The 15,751-nt window shown below is 67.0% G+C and carries 13 protein-coding genes; 9 read left to right on the top strand and 4 right to left on the bottom strand.

Annotated features, from left to right (window positions below; genetic code table 11):
• Nucleotides 1–3: 3 nt before the first annotated feature.
• Nucleotides 4–1,569 carry a Wzy polymerase domain-containing protein gene (locus ASF16_RS12500; RefSeq protein WP_056167366.1) on the bottom strand — a complete coding sequence of 522 codons (1,566 nt, stop codon included), beginning with the start codon at nt 1,567–1,569 and terminating at the stop codon, nt 4–6.
• Nucleotides 1,570–1,704: 135 nt separating this feature from the next.
• Between ASF16_RS12500 and ASF16_RS12495 the strand changes: the two genes are divergently transcribed.
• The 4 genes from ASF16_RS12495 to mtgA all read left to right on the top strand — a co-directional run bounded on the left by ASF16_RS12495 (nt 1,705) and on the right by mtgA (nt 6,553).
• Nucleotides 1,705–3,783: a ribonuclease catalytic domain-containing protein gene (locus ASF16_RS12495; protein ID WP_056167363.1), complete on the top strand. Its 2,079-nt coding sequence runs from the start codon at nt 1,705–1,707 to the stop codon at nt 3,781–3,783.
• A 53-nt stretch (nt 3,784–3,836) separates the two neighbouring features.
• A complete protein-coding gene (locus tag ASF16_RS12490; protein WP_056167361.1) occupies nt 3,837–4,697 on the top strand; it encodes a TonB family protein in 861 nt (286 codons plus the stop codon).
• 128 nt (nt 4,698–4,825) lie between these two features.
• Entirely contained in the window at nt 4,826–5,674 is an 849-nt protein-coding gene (aroE, locus tag ASF16_RS12485) for a shikimate dehydrogenase (RefSeq protein ID WP_056167358.1), read from the top strand.
• A gap of 144 nt (nt 5,675–5,818) precedes the next feature.
• Nucleotides 5,819–6,553 carry a monofunctional biosynthetic peptidoglycan transglycosylase gene (gene mtgA, locus ASF16_RS12480; protein ID WP_056167355.1) on the top strand — a complete coding sequence of 245 codons (735 nt, stop codon included), beginning with the start codon at nt 5,819–5,821 and terminating at the stop codon, nt 6,551–6,553.
• A 400-nt stretch (nt 6,554–6,953) separates the two neighbouring features.
• Here the strand turns inward: mtgA and ASF16_RS12475 are convergent, their stop codons facing one another.
• Nucleotides 6,954–8,459, bottom strand: coding sequence for a cytochrome P450 (locus tag ASF16_RS12475; RefSeq protein ID WP_235507357.1), 1,506 nt, complete (start codon nt 8,457–8,459; stop codon nt 6,954–6,956).
• Between the two features lie 25 nt (nt 8,460–8,484).
• Here ASF16_RS12475 and ASF16_RS12470 point away from each other — a divergent pair, with 25 nt between their 5' ends.
• Nucleotides 8,485–9,396, top strand: a complete 912-nt coding sequence (locus ASF16_RS12470) for a helix-turn-helix domain-containing protein (protein ID WP_235507356.1) — start codon at nt 8,485–8,487, stop codon at nt 9,394–9,396.
• A 210-nt stretch (nt 9,397–9,606) separates the two neighbouring features.
• Nucleotides 9,607–11,436: a M48 family metallopeptidase gene (locus ASF16_RS12465; RefSeq protein WP_162241077.1), complete on the top strand. Its 1,830-nt coding sequence runs from the start codon at nt 9,607–9,609 to the stop codon at nt 11,434–11,436.
• A gap of 76 nt (nt 11,437–11,512) precedes the next feature.
• Here ASF16_RS12465 and ASF16_RS12460 read toward each other — a convergent pair whose 3' ends face one another.
• Both ASF16_RS12460 and ASF16_RS12455 read right to left on the bottom strand, forming a co-directional pair.
• Nucleotides 11,513–12,598: a hypothetical protein gene (locus ASF16_RS12460; RefSeq protein ID WP_156372061.1), complete on the bottom strand. Its 1,086-nt coding sequence runs from the start codon at nt 12,596–12,598 to the stop codon at nt 11,513–11,515.
• The gene (locus tag ASF16_RS12455; RefSeq protein ID WP_056167346.1) at nt 12,595–13,086 is read right to left on the bottom strand and encodes a tetratricopeptide repeat protein; all 492 of its coding nucleotides are present in this window, start codon (nt 13,084–13,086) and stop codon (nt 12,595–12,597) included. The genes ASF16_RS12460 and ASF16_RS12455 overlap by 4 nt, the downstream gene beginning before the upstream one ends.
• Nucleotides 13,087–13,232: 146 nt before the next feature.
• Between ASF16_RS12455 and ASF16_RS12450 the strand changes: the two genes are divergently transcribed.
• From ASF16_RS12450 to ruvC, 3 genes are all read left to right on the top strand, one after another.
• Nucleotides 13,233–14,015: a lysophospholipid acyltransferase family protein gene (locus tag ASF16_RS12450; protein ID WP_056169098.1), complete on the top strand. Its 783-nt coding sequence runs from the start codon at nt 13,233–13,235 to the stop codon at nt 14,013–14,015.
• Nucleotides 14,016–14,020: 5 nt separating this feature from the next.
• Nucleotides 14,021–15,013, top strand: a complete 993-nt coding sequence (locus ASF16_RS12445; RefSeq protein ID WP_056169095.1) for a phosphatidate cytidylyltransferase — start codon at nt 14,021–14,023, stop codon at nt 15,011–15,013.
• 68 nt (nt 15,014–15,081) lie between these two features.
• A complete protein-coding gene (ruvC, locus tag ASF16_RS12440) occupies nt 15,082–15,630 on the top strand; it encodes a crossover junction endodeoxyribonuclease RuvC (protein WP_056167343.1) in 549 nt (182 codons plus the stop codon).
• The last annotated feature ends 121 nt before the right edge of the window (nt 15,631–15,751 follow it).

The raw sequence follows: 15,751 nt of genomic DNA, 5'->3' as shown, positions 1-15,751 counted from the left end.
CCATCACCCCGGCGCGGATGCCTTGGCTGCGCGCCCACCCACGTAACGGCTGTACTCGCGCGGGTAGGCCAGCCGGTAGCGCTTCATGTGAAAGGCGGCCTCGTCGTCCTGGCCCAGCATCAGGGCGCTGTCGATCAGTATTTCCAGTATGCGGGGCTCGGGGGAATAGTGCAGCATCTGGTGGGCCAGGGCGTTCACCTGGACCGCGTTGTCGCGGGTGGGCGCCATGGTAGTCAACCGGGCAAAGTCGGCCTGGGCACGGAAGATCATAGGGTTGCCCACCTTGTTCTGCGTATCGTCACGGTATGCGGCTGCCCGGTCGGCATAGGGCTTGTACAGCTGGCTCACGCGGTGGTAGTCCCACGCGGCCAGGGCGCACAGCGCCCACACCAGGGCCGCGCCGCACAGCACGACGCCTGCGCCGCCGGCCGACACCACGCTGCGGCGGGGCCACAGCAGCAGGGCCAGCGCCGCCAAGGTCACGATCTGGAACGGGCCGTACCACAGCGGGTACTCCAGCATGCTGTGCAGGCCGATGACCGCCAGCACGCCCCACGCCAGCTGGCGCGCGGGTTGGGTCTCGCGCCACGGCTGGCTCCACAGCACCCAGATCAGCGTGCCACCGCACAGGGCGACCGCTGCAGGCAGGCCCAGTTCCACCGCCAGGTGCAACGGCAGGTTGTGCGCGTTGTCCAGCAGCACGCAAAAACGCTCGCCCGGGAACAGCGTGACGTAGTGGGCATAGTCCAGTTCGCCCCACCCCCAGCCGAGCCAGGGCTTTTGCGCGATCAGGGTGAACATGTTGGACCACAGCACGCGCCGGCTGGTGCAGGAGTGCGAATCGCCCGCAAAACGCTGGGACAGCGCATCTGCCCGCACGCCCTGCAGTTGCCACAGCAGCTCGGGCAACGCCCAGGCGGCAATCACGAAGACGGCCAACGCCGCCACCGCCAGGCGCAGCGCAGCGCCCGGCCCGGTGCGCCGCCAGCACACCACCAGCGCCACGACCAGCAGCCACTGCACGGCGCCGGTGCGCGATGCCGTCGCGGCCTGCGCCAGGGCCATCCAGGCCATGGCGGCCACGGCCAGCACCGGGGCCATGTCCTGCAGCAGGCGCCGGCGCGGCGTGGCCTCTGTCACGGGGTCTGGAGCCGCACGCCATGTCGGCGCATGCAATGCCCACCACAGGATCGCCCACAGGCCCAGGCTGAGCAACGACGCCTGCTGGTTGCGCTGCCGCAGATTGCCCACCGCCTGCCCGATGGTGGAGGCATGGATCCACGGCGCCAGGCCCGCGTCGCCGACCAGGTACTGGATCAGCCCGATGAAGCTGCCCACCGCGGCCGCCACGGCCAGCCCTAGCGCCAGAAGGCGGGCCCAGCCCAGGCGGGCGACGGCCCCCTGGGCACCATGACGCATCGCCTGCACAGCCACCATCAGCAGCAACCCGCCGCCGCACACCCACGACACCAGCAGCGGCCAGAAGTTGCCGGTGGGGGAGTCGGTGATGGAGAAAAGAAAAGGCAGCGCTACCGCCAGGACAAACAACGGTGCGACGGAAAAAGGCATCTCGGCGGCAAAAAGGCAGGTAGAGGGTGGGAAGGCCGGGCGCGGCGTCAGCGGATCATAGGGGCAGCGGGCCGCCCGGGCCGCCACCAGAGCGCCCCGCCGAAGCCCACCCCCGCCCATGGGACAATCCCCGCCATGCATGCACTGTTTGAAGAAGCCGGCAAATTCATGGCCGGCCGTATCCTGTCGGAGGCCGATACATCGGCCCAGGTCGAACTCGACTCCGGCAAGCGGGTCAAGGTCAAGGCCGCCAACATCCTCCTGAAGTTCGAGAAGCCCGCCCCGGCGGAACTCATCGCCCAGGCGCAGGCCGTGGCCGAGTCCATCGAACTGGACCTGGCCTGGGAGTTCGCGCCCGAAGACGAATTCGGCTTTGCCGATCTGGCGCGGGACTACTTCTCCGAGAACGCCACCCTGGTCCAGCAGGCCGGCGCCCTGTTCCGCCTGTACGACGCACCGCACTACTTCCGCCGCGCGGGCAAGGGCCGGTTCAAGAAGGCATCGGCCGAGATCCTGCAGCAGGCGCTGGCCGCCATCGAGAAGAAAAAGGCCCTGCTCGCGCAGATCGACGAGTGGGCGGCAGCGCTCGGACGCGGCGAATGCCCGCAGCCCATCCGCGACCAGCTCTACAAGATCCTGTTCAAGCCGGACAAGAACGCGCCCGAGTACAAGGCCGTGGTGGACGCCAGCCGCGCCACGCATACCGCGCCGCTCGACCTGCTGCAAAAGGCCGGCGCCATCGACTCGGCCTACCAGTTCCACTGGAAGCGCTTTTTGTTCGAGAACTTCCCCAAGGGCACGGGCTTTCCGGCCGTCACGGCGCCCGTCATTGCCGACGAGCTGCCGCTGTCCACCGCGCAGGCGTACTCCATCGACGACTCGCAGACCACCGAAATCGACGACGCGCTGTCGGTGCAGGGCCTGGGCACGGGCACCGTGGTGCTGGGCATCCACATCGCCGCGCCGGGCCTGGCGATCCAGCCGGGCAGCGCCATCGACCAGTTGGGCCGCGCGCGCCTGTCCACGGTGTACATGCCGGGCTACAAGATCACCATGCTGCCCGACGACGTAGTGCAGACCTACACGCTGGACGAGGGCCGCGCCAACCCGGCCGTGTCGCTGTACGTGACCATCGACGAAGCCACGCTGGAGTTCAAGAGCTCCGAGACCAAACTGGAGCGCGTGCATGTGGCTGCCAACCTGCGCCACGACCAGCTCGACGCGGTGGTGACGGAAGAATGGCTGTCCAACCCCGCGTTCGAGCACCAAAACGACCCGCAGCGCTTGTCTGACCTGCGCCCGCAGCTATCATTTTTGCACCGCCTGGCCAAGGACCTCAAGGCCCGCCGCGAAGTGGTGCGCGGCAAGCCCGAGAACTTCAACCGGCCGGACTACAACTTCCGCCTGGTCGGTAACAACGGTGCCGAACCCACGGGCGACGAGCAGGTGCAGATCAGCGTGCGCCAGCGCGGCGCGCCGCTCGACCTCATCGTGGCCGAGGCCATGATCGTGGCCAACAGCACCTGGGGCAGCTGGATGGCCGAGCTGGGTGTGCCCGGCATCTACCGCAACCAGGCCAGCATGGCGCCGGGCGTGAAGGTGCGCATGGGCACCAAGGCGCTGCCGCACGCAGGCATCGGCGTCAAAGCGTATTCGTGGGCCACCTCGCCCCTGCGCCGCTACACCGACCTGGTCAACCAGTGGCAGATCATTGCCTGCGCCCGCCACGGCAAGACCGCCGCGCTGGCCGCGCCCTTCAAGCCCAAGGACGCCGACCTGTTCTCGATCATCAGCAGCTTCGATGCCGCCTACAGCGCCTACAACGGCTACCAGGGCGGCATGGAGCGCTTCTGGACGCTCAAGTACGTGGAGCAGAACGGCATCACCGAGCTGAATGCCACCGTCTTCAAGGAAGGTCCGGGCGGCAGCTTTTTGGTGCGGGCGGACGACATTCCGCTGGTCTTCCCGGTGCTGGGCGCGCAGAACCTGCCGCGCGGCGCGCGCCTGAAAGTCAAGCTGGGCGAGGCGGACGAGATCACCCTCGACATCCACGGCACCGTGATCGAGCGCCTGGACGATCCGGCCGATAGCAGCGACGACGGTCCGGTGGAGGACGCCGAGGAAGACGACGACGCCGTGGCCGGCCCGATCGCCATCGCGGTGGATGTGAACGAGGCCCCCGCCGAAGCCGCTGCGGCAGCCGCGGCTTCCTGACCGCCTGCAACAGCCACCGACAGCCCCGTAACACCCCCTGATAATTGCCGGCGATGAAACTCCCCGCCTTTCTCCGCACCTTCAGCACGCTGCAGCTGGCGCTGGGCGTGTCCATCGCCGTGCACGCTGCGCTGATCTCGGTGCGCTTCATCGACCCCGAGGGCTTCAACCGCGTGTTCCAGGACACGCCACTCGAAGTCATCCTGGTCAATGCCAAGTCGAACGAGCGCCCGGACAAGGCCCAGGCGATTGCCCAGTCCAACCTGGCAGGCGGCGGCGATGCCGAGAAGGGCCGGGCCACCAGCCCCCTGCCCTACTCGGCCCTCACCGCCATCGGCGACGACTTCGAGGAAGCGCAGCGCAAGATGGACGCGATGCAGGAGCAGCAGGCCCAGTTGCTGGCCCAGTTGCGCAAACAGCTGGCCACCCTGCCCGAGCCCGACCCGCGCAAACCCAGCCAGAGCGCCGAGCAGGTGGCCGAGCAGGAAAAGCGCCGCCAGCTCGTCAAGCTGCTGGCCGAGATCGAAAAGCGCATCAACGAAGAAAACTCGCGCCCCAAGAAGCGCTATATCAGCCCCGCCACGCGCGAGGAGGCCTACGCCATCTACTACGACGGCCTGCGCCGCAAGGTCGAAGACAAGGGCACCGAGAACTTCCCCGAACAGGGCGGCAAGAAGCTGTACGGCGAGCTCACCATGATCGTCACCGTGAACCACGACGGCCGCGTGCTCGACACCGAGATCGTGCAAAGCTCGGGCAACGCCACCCTGGACCGCCGCGCCGAGGCCATCGCCCGCGCCGCCGGGCCCTTTGGCACCTTCGACGCCGACATGCGCAAGAAAGCCGACCAGATCGCCATGGTGGCGCGCTTCAAGTTCACCCGGGACCAGACGCTGGAGACGAGTGTGAGGTAGCTCCCCCCTGAGTCGCCTGCGGCGCCTTCCCCCCGGGGGGACGCTGCCAGCGGCCTGGCAAAGCCAGTTCCGCGGCAGCCCTCGCCCGGCACCGCCCCCTGCATGCAGCCCCCGTTGTTGTTGTTCCCATGACCTCTTCGTCTTTCCCCGCTGATCTGTACTGCGTGATGGGCAACCCGGTAGCGCACAGCCGCTCGCCGGCCATCCACGCCCGCTTTGCCGAACTGACGGGCGAATCGCTCACCTACGAGCGCCGCCTGGTGCCCATGGACGGCTTCGCCCAAGGGGTGCGGGAGTTCGCGGCCCAGGGCGGGCGCGGCTGCAACGTCACCGTGCCGTTCAAGATCGACGCGCCGGGCCTGGCCACCGAATCCAGCGCGCGCGTGCAACTGGCAGGTGCGGCCAACACCCTCACCTTCCGCGCGGACGGCAGCATCTACGCGGACAACACCGACGGCCTGGGCCTGGTGGCGGACATCACCCGCAACGCTGGCGTATCGCTGGCAGGGCGCGACGTGCTGCTGGTGGGCGCGGGCGGTGCCGCGGCCGGCGTGCTGGGCCCGCTGCTGCTGGCGGGCGTGCGGCACATCACCGTGGCCAACCGCACCCTGGAGAAAGCCCAGGCGCTGGTGCAATCGCACAGCGCGCTGGCAACGCTACAAAAATCAGAGCTGCTGGCGCTCACCCCGCAAGCGGTAGAGGCCGATTTCGATGTGATTATCAACGCCACGGCCACCAGCCTGGCCGGCGCGGGCGTGCCCGTGGGGGCCCACGTGCTGCGCCCCGGCAGCCTGGCCTACGACATGATGTACGGCCCCGCCGCGCAGGGGTTCCTCGACTGGGCCCGCCAGCACGGCGCCACGCCGCGCGACGGGCTGGGCATGCTGGTGGAACAGGCGGCCGAGGCGTTCCTGCTGTGGCGCGGCGTGCGCCCGCCGTCGGCGCAGGTGCTGCAGGAAATGCAGCAGGCCGTTTGAGCAACGGGTCGGCATGATTCCCCTTGAACCGTTCACGCTGAGCGTGTCTGAGCGCCGCGCAAGGCGTCGACCAGCTCAACCCGAACGGTTTTGCGAGGGCAGGCCCATCCGTCCACAACACCCAACACAGAGAAAAACGCTCCAATGAAAGCCGTGCTGCGCTGGCTGGGACTGGTGGTGCTCGCGTTCGTGGCGCTGCAGCTGTTCTTCGTGGTCCGCATCGCGGCCATGACCGTGATCGACCCGGAATCCACCAGCTTCCAGCGGTCCGAAGCCTGGGCCCAGCTGTCCAGCACCGGCCATGTCCGCTGGCGCCAGGAATGGGTGCCGTATGCCGGCATTTCCGACAACCTCAAGCGCGCGGTGATCGCCTCGGAAGACGACGGCTTCGTCAGCCACGACGGCGTGGACTGGAACGCCATCGAAAAAGCCTGGGAGCGCAATGCCAAGGCCGAGGCGCAGGCGAGCAAGGCCCAGGCCCGCGCCCCAGACCGCCCGCAGCGTGCGCCCAAGATCCGCGGCGGCTCCACCATCACACAACAACTGGCCAAGAACCTGCTGCTGTCGGGCGAGCGCACGCTGCTGCGCAAGGGCCAGGAGTTCGTGCTGACACTGCTGCTGGAGCAACTGCTCTCCAAACAGCGCATCCTGGAGATCTACCTCAACAGCGTGGAATGGGGCGAAGGCGTGTTCGGCGCCGAGGCGGCCGCGCAGCATTACTTTCGCAAGAGCGCCAGCAAACTCAGCGCCGGCGAAGCCGCCCGCCTGGCCGTGATGCTGCCGGCCCCCAAGCGGTTTGAAAAAGCGCCAGGCTCGGCCTACCTGGCAGGGCGCACCCGCACGATCATGGCGCGGATGGGGAGTGCGGAGCTGCCGTGAGGGCACGTTACGTCATGAGGTATCAACCGGTGAAATTCACGCGAACAGAGCGTTGGGCGGCAATAGTCAACATTGCAATGGTCTGTCTCTTTAGCGTCTGGAGCCTCGGCGTCGCCTATGACGCACTTCCACTCTATGCTTGCTGCAGCGCTCCCTCGTATGCCGAGACCATCCTGGCAATACTGAACTTCCCGTCTTGGTTGCCTGCCTCGCTTGCGGCAAATGCTGTCTATGGCCACAGCTTTACCGAATTCGTGACAGTGAAGCAGCTAGCTTGGATCATTCTCTGCGTACCCCAGTGGTGGACCTATATCGCCATCTGTCGGTTTCTGAGAAATCGCAGGTGAGCTTCACAATAGAAATCGGTTTGTGCCGACCTTAGTTTCGACACTCGAAAAACTTATTGCCGTCTTGCCAACCGCAGCACCACCGGCACATCAGGCCGCAGCGTCACGTGCAGCTGCGGCGCACATGCCACTGCCGGCTCGGGCTGCCGCAGCGTGTACCGCTGCAGCAGCATGGCCGCCAGCAGCGTCATCTCCAGCATTGCAAAGTGCTGCCCGATGCACACGCGCGGGCCCACGCCAAAAGGGATCCACGCGCCCTTCTCGATGGGTGCCGCCCCCTCCAGAAACCGCTCGGGCACGAACCGGTCGGCCTGTGCGAACCAGCGCTCGTCACGGTGCAGCACCCAGGGGGTGATGCGCAGCATGGCGCCCCGCGGCACGGCCACGCCGCCCAGCGTGATGGGTGCGGTGGTGCGACGCGTCATCAGCGCCGCCACCGGCGGGTACAGGCGCAGCGCTTCCTTCAGGGTGGCGGTCAGCCAGGGCAACTGCGCCATGTGCTCGGGCCCCGGCGTGCCGGCTTGCAGCACGGCATCCACCTCGGCCTGCGCGCGCCGGGCGGCCTCGGGGTGCTCGGCCATCAGGCGGCTCCACCACAGCAGGGCCGTGGCGCTGGTCTCGTGCCCGGCCTGAAAGCTCACCATGCACTGGTCGAACACCTCCTGCGGCGATAGCGGATCGCCGGTGGTCTCGTCGCGCAGAGCCAGCAGCATGTGCAACAGGTCGGTGCGCTCGGTGGTCGGTGCCGTGAGCGACGCAACGTCTGGCCGGCGGGCATCGATGTGCCGCTGCACCAGGCCGCGCAGCACCTTCAGCGCGCGGCGCTTGGCGGCCTTGCCGGGCAGGGGCAGCCAGTCGGGCAGCGTGAACGGCATGAACATTTCGCGGAAGGCGGCGGCCGACAAGGTCTGCGTGGCCCACGCCGCATCGCGTGCATCGGCCTGCGCCGATTCGCTGAACAGGGTGCGCAGGATCACGTCCATGGCCACATCGGTCCAGAGCGTGTCCATGGGCACCAGGGCCTCGGCTTGGCCTGCAGGCACGGCTGCGTCGAGCGCGCTGTGCGCCGCGTCGGTCATGAGCTGCGCGTAGCCCGCCACGCGCCGGGGGCTGAAGGCGGGCATCAGCATGCGCCGCTGGCGCTGCCAGGTATCGCCCTCGGTCACCAGCACGCTCTGGCCGAACACCTGCTCGAAAACGGCGATGCCACGCTCCCAGCGGATGAGCGAGTCGGCGTGGGTGACAAGCGCCTCGCGCACCAGCGCGGGCGACATCAGGTCCCAGGCGTCTTCGTTGACGATGCGCATGCGGGTCAGATCGCCGTGGTCGCGCTGCAGGCGCTGCACGAAGCCCAGGTAGTCCGCCCGCATGGCGCGCAGCAGGGGCAGGCCCCACCAGCGCTGGGGCGGGCCACCGGCTTTCAACGTGGGAGCGCTGGACGCTGGAGCCGCCAAAGAGGCCGAAGATGCACCAGCCATGGGAATGTGGACGGACGTGGTTGGGTTCATGCCGCCGATGGTGCGGGGCGATGGCGAGGCGGTCTTGAACGAATTCGACATCCGCACTGGCCTACACTCGCCGCGCATGGCCACCCTGGTTTCCTCTGCCGCACGCCAGCCCGATGGGCTGATCCCCTCGGGCCAGCTCTGGCTGGCGCGCCCCACGCTCGCGGCCTGCCTGCGCGGCACCATCGTGCGCAGCACGGTGGGCCATGTGCTCAGCGATGAGGACCGCATCAACCGCTTTCCGGCCACGCCGCTGTGCAGCCTGAGCTGGTGGTTCACCGGCCGCAGCGAACACCTGGTGCCCCAGCGGCCCGACACCATGGCCGACCTGAGCAGCCCGCGCGAGGCCTACCCCGGCCGCTGGGTGCTGGCAGGCCCGCAAACCCGCCCCAGCAGCAGCCATTGCGCCGGGCCCACCCACGCGATGATGGTGATGTTCATGCCCGATGCGCTGCACCAGCTCACCGGCCTGGAGCCGCAGGCGCTGACCGACCGCATGGTGGACGCGCAGACCCTGTTGCCGCCGGAGTGGATCGCGATGTGCGAGGCCGTGCAGCGCCAGGCCGACGACGCTGCCCGCCTGGAGTGCCTGGAAGACTTCCTGGAGCCCCGCTGGCAGGCCTGCCGCCCCACGCAACCGCTGCACACGCAACGCTACGGCGACTGGGCCGCGCACCTGGCGCAGCGCGCGGCCATGTCCGCTCCGGGCCGCAGCCTGCGCCAGCTGGAGCGGCGCATCAAGCGCTGGGCCGGGCTGCCGCTGCGCGAGCTGCGCGGCTTTGGCAGGGCGGAGCAAGCCTTCTTCGACATCATTGCGTCCGACACCGCAGGCGAGTCGGTGAAGTGGGCCGACGTGGCCGCCGGTGCGGGGTTTTCAGACCAGTCGCACCTGTGCCGCGTGACGCGGCGGATCACGGGGTATGCGCCGCAAGCGCTGTACCAGGGCATCCACCGAGAAGAGGCTTTCTGGGTGTACAGAATTTGGGTGTAGCGGATGTTGGTACTGAATGGGCAGGTCACAGCTGTCTTTTGCTCGTCCGTGTAGCAAACGCCATGCTGCAGGGTGATCACGGTCCTGGTTTGTCGAGTTCCGCATCTGTCTGCGCTCTTATTTATCTGTTGCAATTTGCCCCCATCGCGCAGCCCGGTCTGTATGTGCGGCGGGTCTCGCATTCCAATCGGCGACACCTCCAAAAACGCCATGCAATTTTCGATTTTTCAAAAACTCAAACTGATAGTTTTGTGCCTTTTCGCAGAAGGCATTTACTACATCCTGGCGCTCGTTCCTGTAGTGCCATTCACGCTGCTCAGCGCCATCTTTTATCCGCCCACCACTGCGCTGATGATCGGCGCCACGCTTTTTCTGGTGGTCGTGTGGGCGATCCAGCCAGACCCCATCGACGACCGGGATGCGATTGCCGTCGCGCCGGGCAGTGTGCTGCACCAGTGGGTCCACGCGCTGTCGGTGGCCGTAGATGGGGGCAGGATTCACCGCATCGTGTTGACCGACGAGGTCAACGCTTCGGCCTATGTATCGCCCGGGTTCATGGGGCTGGGCGCGCGCCGAACCCTCAGCATCGGGCTGCCCCTGCTGCAGTGCCTCTCCAGCAGCGAAGTCAGGGCTGTGGTGGCGCATGAGCTGGGGCACTTCTCGCTGCGGCACAACCGGGCGGGCCACTGGGTCTACCGCGTCAGGTACAAGTGGGGCATTTATCTACTGGCACACAGGTCCGGTACGGACGGTTTCATCCAGTCGGCGCAAAAGCTCGTGGCCCGCTGGTTCATTCCGTACTTCCTGCGCCAGTCTTCTGCCTGGTCACACCAGTGCGAGTACGAAGCCGACGCCTGCGCCCAGCGTGCGGGCCTGGCCAGCAGCCTGATCGACGCGCTGGTGAAGGTGGAGCTGCACCATCACATCGAGCAGCATGCGATGCAGCGGGACTGGGTGCAATGGAAGCTCCAGTCAGACGCCCCGCCCCCGAACATCCTGGAGACCACCCTCGAACACATACAGCGTCACGCCGCGCCGTCCTTCGCCCCGATGCTGGCAGCGGCCCAGGCGCGCCCCACACGCCTGTACGACACCCACCCCCGCCTCCAACAGCGCGCAGACCACCTTCGCGTCACCATCGAGCCACCGCAGTGGCATGGCGCCTGCGCGGGTGCCGAAGCCTTTCCGAGCGACTGGGCGTCCATCTTTCAGGCGCACCAGGCGGCATGGGTCGGCAAGCACCGGGATGCGTGGTACTTCGCGCACTACCGCTTGCGCTGGCTGCAGGCCCAGGTTGATGCCCACCCGAACGACGTGGCACTGCAGGCCGTTGCCATGGCGTCACTGTCCACATCCACCACGGCAGTGGACGCGCTGAAGGCGCTGGTGGCAGACCATCCTGCCAACGCTTACCTGAACTATGAACTCGGCTGCGCCTTGCTCGACAGCGACGATGAGGACGGCATCGACCACCTGCAGGCCGCCGTCCGGCTGAACAAGAAGATGGCGGTGCCAGCGCTGCGAAGAATCTCCGAGTACCGCTTGCAACGCGACTGCGCGCAAGCCATCGAACGGTCCATCCGAAAACTGGACGCCGCGTTGCGCTGGACAGACGCCTTCTTCGACCGGGACCTCTGGAGCCGGTTCGCCAACGAACCGCTGGAGCCTCTGGAGCCCGCGGCCCGGGCGCTATTTCGCGACGCGATCAGCGCAAACCCGCGGATAGACGGGTGTTGGGTGGGTAGCCTTCAATCCAGGCCCATCGACGGGCACCAGTTCAAAATCAATCTGGTCGTGTTCCGCATGGATGGGTCGGGTGAACTCTCGCCCCACCATACCGAAGACCACATGAAGGCGCACCTGGCCCACCTGCTGGAGACGGTGACCAGGCCCGATGAACTCACCTGCGTGAAAGCGGTGTTCTACACCGAGCCGTTGAACCCCCGGCTCCTGCAGAACATCAACAAATACCCAGAGGTGTGCATTGCGCAACCTCTGGGTGCCGTGAACCAGAACGTGATCAGAATCGACGTGCTTTGAAGGTGATTTGATACAGGCCGAGCCTGTGGCTCGCGTGTAGCAACGCCTGCAGCCAGCTCGCCAATTCCGATGCGCGTCACCCCATGATCGCGCCCTTAACCATGCTCATCACCCCGATCGCGGGGTCGACGGCCTTGAAGACGCCCACGGCGCCGGTCACGGCATCTTTGGTGCGGCCTGCGTCGGTGAGCGCGCTTTCGTGCAGCTCGGTGGCCGAGGCCGTATCTTTGCCGTCCAGCGAGCGGATCAACGCAGACGCCACCAGCCCGCCGTCGGGATCCAACGCAGTGCTTCCATGCTCTGGCTCCTTCAAGGCCATCACCTCCCCACGGACTTCGTCGAGGCTTTCCTTGAGCAATTCGCGGTCCAGATCGTCGGTCAACAGCCCGCCGACGGTGGACGCGACGGCCACCGCGGTGCCGACTGACGATGCCACCTTGCCCGCCAGGTCATAGGCAGCGGGCAAACCCGACAGCCCCGCGCTGACAGCGACCGAAGCCACTGCCAGGCCCACGCCCACCGTGATGCCTGTCCATTTGGCAGCAGTGGACGCTGTCTCTGCACTCACACCGCACCGGGTGAGTGCCCCATGGACCACGTTGGCCACGATGCTGTTGCCCATGGGCAGCTTCTCGTAGGGCGGAGGCCTGTGGTCGGCAATGGCTTCCATGTTGCGCATGTTGCGGTAGGCGCAGACGGCGTCGCCGGTGGAGACCGCGAAGTTCACGCAGGCCAGCGCCAGCAGCGGCGTGGCGCCACCGAACGATATCGCCGTGAGCCCCACGGCCACACCCACCGCCACGGCCGAGAGCGCCACACCCAGCGCCTTTTTCCAGAACGATGTCTTGGCGACATCCACGCCCTCTTGCCGGGCCTGCAGCAGCTTGTCGCCAGCCGCCAGCAGCTTGGTCTTGGCAGCGTCTGCCCGCGAAGGTGTCGAGGTCGTCGCGCCTTCGCGGACGGGCTCGGAGGCTACCGAGCGAACACGGTCGGCCTGCCCCGCCGTCACATCGCTGCGCGGTGGCGGGGGCAGCGTCAGGGACACGGGTGCCTGAGTCGCAGCCGCCTCTGCCGTGCTGGCGGTTTGCTGCGCGGGCCCACTGCCCGTGGTCGAGAACAGGTTGGCCGGCCGGCCCATTCCAACGCCGATGGGGGAGCTCATGCTGCACCTCCGGTCAGGCTGGACAGGCGGGCTTGCGCGTGCGCGCGCACCAGGTGGTGCTCGGGGCTCAGGTAGCTCAATTGGATGCAGGCGCGAAACGCTTCTTCGGCTTCCTGGGCGTTGCCCATCGCTTCCATGCACTCGCCCAGGCGCAGGATGCAGCCTGCGTTGGTGGCGTCCATCAGCAGCGCCTGTGCGTAATGCTGCGCGGCCGCCTCATGGTGCCCCAGCATCTGCAACGCCAGCGCATACGCGAACTGAAAGCGCGGCTCCCAGGCGTCGTGCGTCACCAGCAGGAGCAGGTCTTCCACGGCGTCCTGCGCGCGGCCCTCGGCCAGGTGCTCGTAGGCCACGGCATAGAGCGCCTCCAGGTCATCGTCGGAAATCCCCTTGGCCGAGGCCAGGGTGACCCCATGGTTGACGAATGCATCGGCGATGCCTTCCGGGGTGCTGAGGTCGACGTGGGTTGCGTCGGATGTGGGGTTCATGGTCGTGCTCCTGCCTGGTCAATCCAGTGACCACTGAGTAACAGGCGGACGCCGGGAGTTCCTCACCCTGCGACTTCTTTGCATGCAGCCCCCATTCAGCAGCGCCCCGCCCTGGCCTGCGCACCTCGCCCCGTATGATCCCGCCCATGCTTGCCAAGTTGATGAGTCTTCTCCTGCTGGGGATCGTGCGGTTTCTGACCGGTTCCCAGGCCCGCTGGTATGGCTGCCCGCCCAAGGCCGAGCAGCGCATCTATTTCGCCAACCACCAGAGCCACGCCGACATGGTGCTGATCTGGGCCGCGCTGCCGGAGGAGCTGCGCAGCATCACCCGCCCCATCGCGGCCAAGGACTACTGGACCAAGACGCCGTTTCGCCAGTGGATCACCACCGCCGTGTTCAACGCCGTGTATGTGGACCGGCAGGCCACGCCAGCACGCCCGCCCGCTCCGGCGGCACCGGTAGCCCCGGACGTCGGAAGCGTGATCGACGCCATGTCCACCCCGCCATCAGACGCCGACACCGCGACGGCGGGCGGCCCCGACCCGTCACCCGAAGCGCCGCCGCGGGCGCCCACGCCCGAAGAGCTGCGCACGGCCCTGCCTGAATCGGACCCGCTGGCGCCGCTGGTGCGTGCGCTGGAGAGCGGCGACTCGATCGTGATCTTTCCGGAAGGCACGCGCGGCCATGGTGATGAGCCGCAGCCGTTCAAGTCGGGCCTCTTCAAGCTGGCGCAGATGTTCCCGCAGGTGGTGCTGGTGCCCGCCTGGATCAACAACGTGCAGCGCGTCATGCCCAAGGGCGAAGTGGTGCCGGTGCCCATCCTGTGTTCGGTGACCTTCGGCACGCCGATTGCGCTCGAATCCGGCGAAGAACGCCGCCCTTTTCTGGACCGTGCACGCCGCGCGGTGATCGCCCTGCGGGAAGTTTGACCACCATGAACGACTTCCTTCGCAACCTCACCGCTACGCAGCAGATCGGGGCGCTGTTCCTGGCCGTGTTCGGCATCCTGTCCATCGTCACCGTGTGGGCCTTCGTGCGCAATCTGCGCGAGCATGCCAGCGACGACCCGCAGGCTGAAGCACGCGTCGTGGAGGCCAAGCGCTTCTGGGGCCTGCTCAAGACGTCCTGGATGATGGCCACGGTGTTCTGGGTGGGCTGGGTGCTGGGCGAGACCGTCGCCACCGTGCTGTTCGCCATCGTGGCGTTCTTCGCGCTGCGCGAGTTCATTACGCTGTCGCCCACACGGCGGGGCGACCACCGCAGCCTGGTGCTGGCGTTCTTCGTGGTGCTGCCGCTGCAGTTCTGGATCGTGGGCAGCAAGCACTTCGACCTGTTCACCGTGTTCATCCCCGTCTACGTGTTTCTGGCGATCCCCGTGGTGAGCGCGCTGGCCAACGACCCGCAGCGCTTTTTGGAGCGCAACGCCAAGCTGCAGTGGGGCATCATGGTCTGCGTATACGGCATGAGCCACGTGCCCGCGCTGCTGCTGCTCGACTTTCCGGGCTACAAGGACAAGGGCGCGTTCCTGGTGTTCTTCCTGGTCTTCGTGGTGCAGACCTGCATGGTCGTGCAGCACCTGCTGGGGCGCCGCTTTCCGCACAGGCCCGTGGCGCCGCAGGTGAGCCAGAGCTTTCAATGGGCCAGCTGGCTCGCCGGCGTGGCGGTCGGGGGGCTGATGGGCGGGTTGCTCACCTTCATCACGCCCTTCAAGCCCGGGCAGGCCCTGGGCATGGCGCTGCTGGCCTGCGTGGCGGGCAGCCTGGGGCACCTGGTGATGAAGGCCTTGAAGCGCGACCGCGGCATCACGAGCTGGGGCATGCAGGGAATGTCGGTCACCGGCGCGGGCGGGCTGCTGGACCGGGTGGACGCGCTGTGTTTTGCGGCACCGGTGTTCTTCCACTCGGTGCGGTGGTACTTCGGTTTATAAGAAAAAAACCTTCTACCGCTTGATAGACAGGCGCTAGCAGCTACAAAAATAATAGCAAAACAATAGCAATGCGAATTCTAGGCATCGACCCTGGCCTTCAAACCACCGGCTTCGGCGTGGTGGACATGGACGGCCACAAGCTCAGCTACGTGGCCAGCGGGACCATCCGCACCACCACCCTGGCGCTGGGGGATCTGCCCGGCCGGCTGAAGATCTTGTTCGACGGCATCACCGAGGTGGCCGCGCGGTACGAGCCCGACGTGTCCTCGGTCGAAATCGTGTTCGTCAACGTCAACCCGCAGTCCACCCTGCTGCTGGGCCAGGCGCGCGGGGCCTGCATCACGGCCCTGGTGGCAAGCAACCTGCCAGTGGCCGAATACACCGCATTGCAGATGAAGAAAGCCGTGGTGGGCCACGGCCGCGCGGCCAAGAGCCAGGTGCAGGAGATGGTGCGCCGGTTGCTGCATTTGCCCGGCCTGCCGGGCACCGACGCGGCGGATGGCCTGGGCATGGCCATCACCCATGCGCATGCGGGGGCCGCCATGAGCCGGCTGGGTGAGGCGGCCACGCTGAATCGGCGGCAGCATGCGATGTACAAGGGGGGGCGGAGTTATTGAGGCAGGGGGAAGGGTCAGAGGTCAGCGCTCTGAGGTTGAGGTCAAAGGAAAGACCGCAGATGCCTAAGGCAGGCACGCCAGCTGCTGTGAACCGGGCGGGCGGATGGCCATCTTGCCCCCT

The sequence above is a fragment of the Acidovorax sp. Leaf78 genome (assembly GCF_001422735.1).
In the GTDB taxonomy this organism is placed as follows: Bacteria; Pseudomonadota; Gammaproteobacteria; order Burkholderiales; family Burkholderiaceae_C; genus Acidovorax.
This window is presented reverse-complemented; position numbering and strand designations above follow the sequence as displayed.

Excerpts from the sequence above, each read along its gene's own strand:
- ASF16_RS12500 (WP_056167366.1), bottom strand. The coding sequence starts at position 1,569 with ATGCCTTTTTCCGTCGCACCGTTGTTTGTCCTGGCGGTAGCGCTGCCT.
- ASF16_RS12495 (WP_056167363.1), top strand. The coding sequence starts at position 1,705 with ATGCATGCACTGTTTGAAGAAGCCGGCAAATTCATGGCCGGCCGTATC.
- ASF16_RS12490 (WP_056167361.1), top strand. The coding sequence starts at position 3,837 with ATGAAACTCCCCGCCTTTCTCCGCACCTTCAGCACGCTGCAGCTGGCG.
- aroE (WP_056167358.1), top strand. The coding sequence starts at position 4,826 with ATGACCTCTTCGTCTTTCCCCGCTGATCTGTACTGCGTGATGGGCAAC.
- mtgA (WP_056167355.1), top strand. The coding sequence starts at position 5,819 with ATGAAAGCCGTGCTGCGCTGGCTGGGACTGGTGGTGCTCGCGTTCGTG.
- ASF16_RS12475 (WP_235507357.1), bottom strand. The coding sequence starts at position 8,459 with ATGTCGAATTCGTTCAAGACCGCCTCGCCATCGCCCCGCACCATCGGC.
- ASF16_RS12470 (WP_235507356.1), top strand. The coding sequence starts at position 8,485 with ATGGCCACCCTGGTTTCCTCTGCCGCACGCCAGCCCGATGGGCTGATC.
- ASF16_RS12465 (WP_162241077.1), top strand. The coding sequence starts at position 9,607 with ATGCAATTTTCGATTTTTCAAAAACTCAAACTGATAGTTTTGTGCCTT.
- ASF16_RS12460 (WP_156372061.1), bottom strand. The coding sequence starts at position 12,598 with ATGAGCTCCCCCATCGGCGTTGGAATGGGCCGGCCGGCCAACCTGTTC.
- ASF16_RS12455 (WP_056167346.1), bottom strand. The coding sequence starts at position 13,086 with ATGAACCCCACATCCGACGCAACCCACGTCGACCTCAGCACCCCGGAA.
- ASF16_RS12450 (WP_056169098.1), top strand. The coding sequence starts at position 13,233 with ATGCTTGCCAAGTTGATGAGTCTTCTCCTGCTGGGGATCGTGCGGTTT.
- ASF16_RS12445 (WP_056169095.1), top strand. The coding sequence starts at position 14,021 with ATGAACGACTTCCTTCGCAACCTCACCGCTACGCAGCAGATCGGGGCG.
- ruvC (WP_056167343.1), top strand. The coding sequence starts at position 15,082 with ATGCGAATTCTAGGCATCGACCCTGGCCTTCAAACCACCGGCTTCGGC.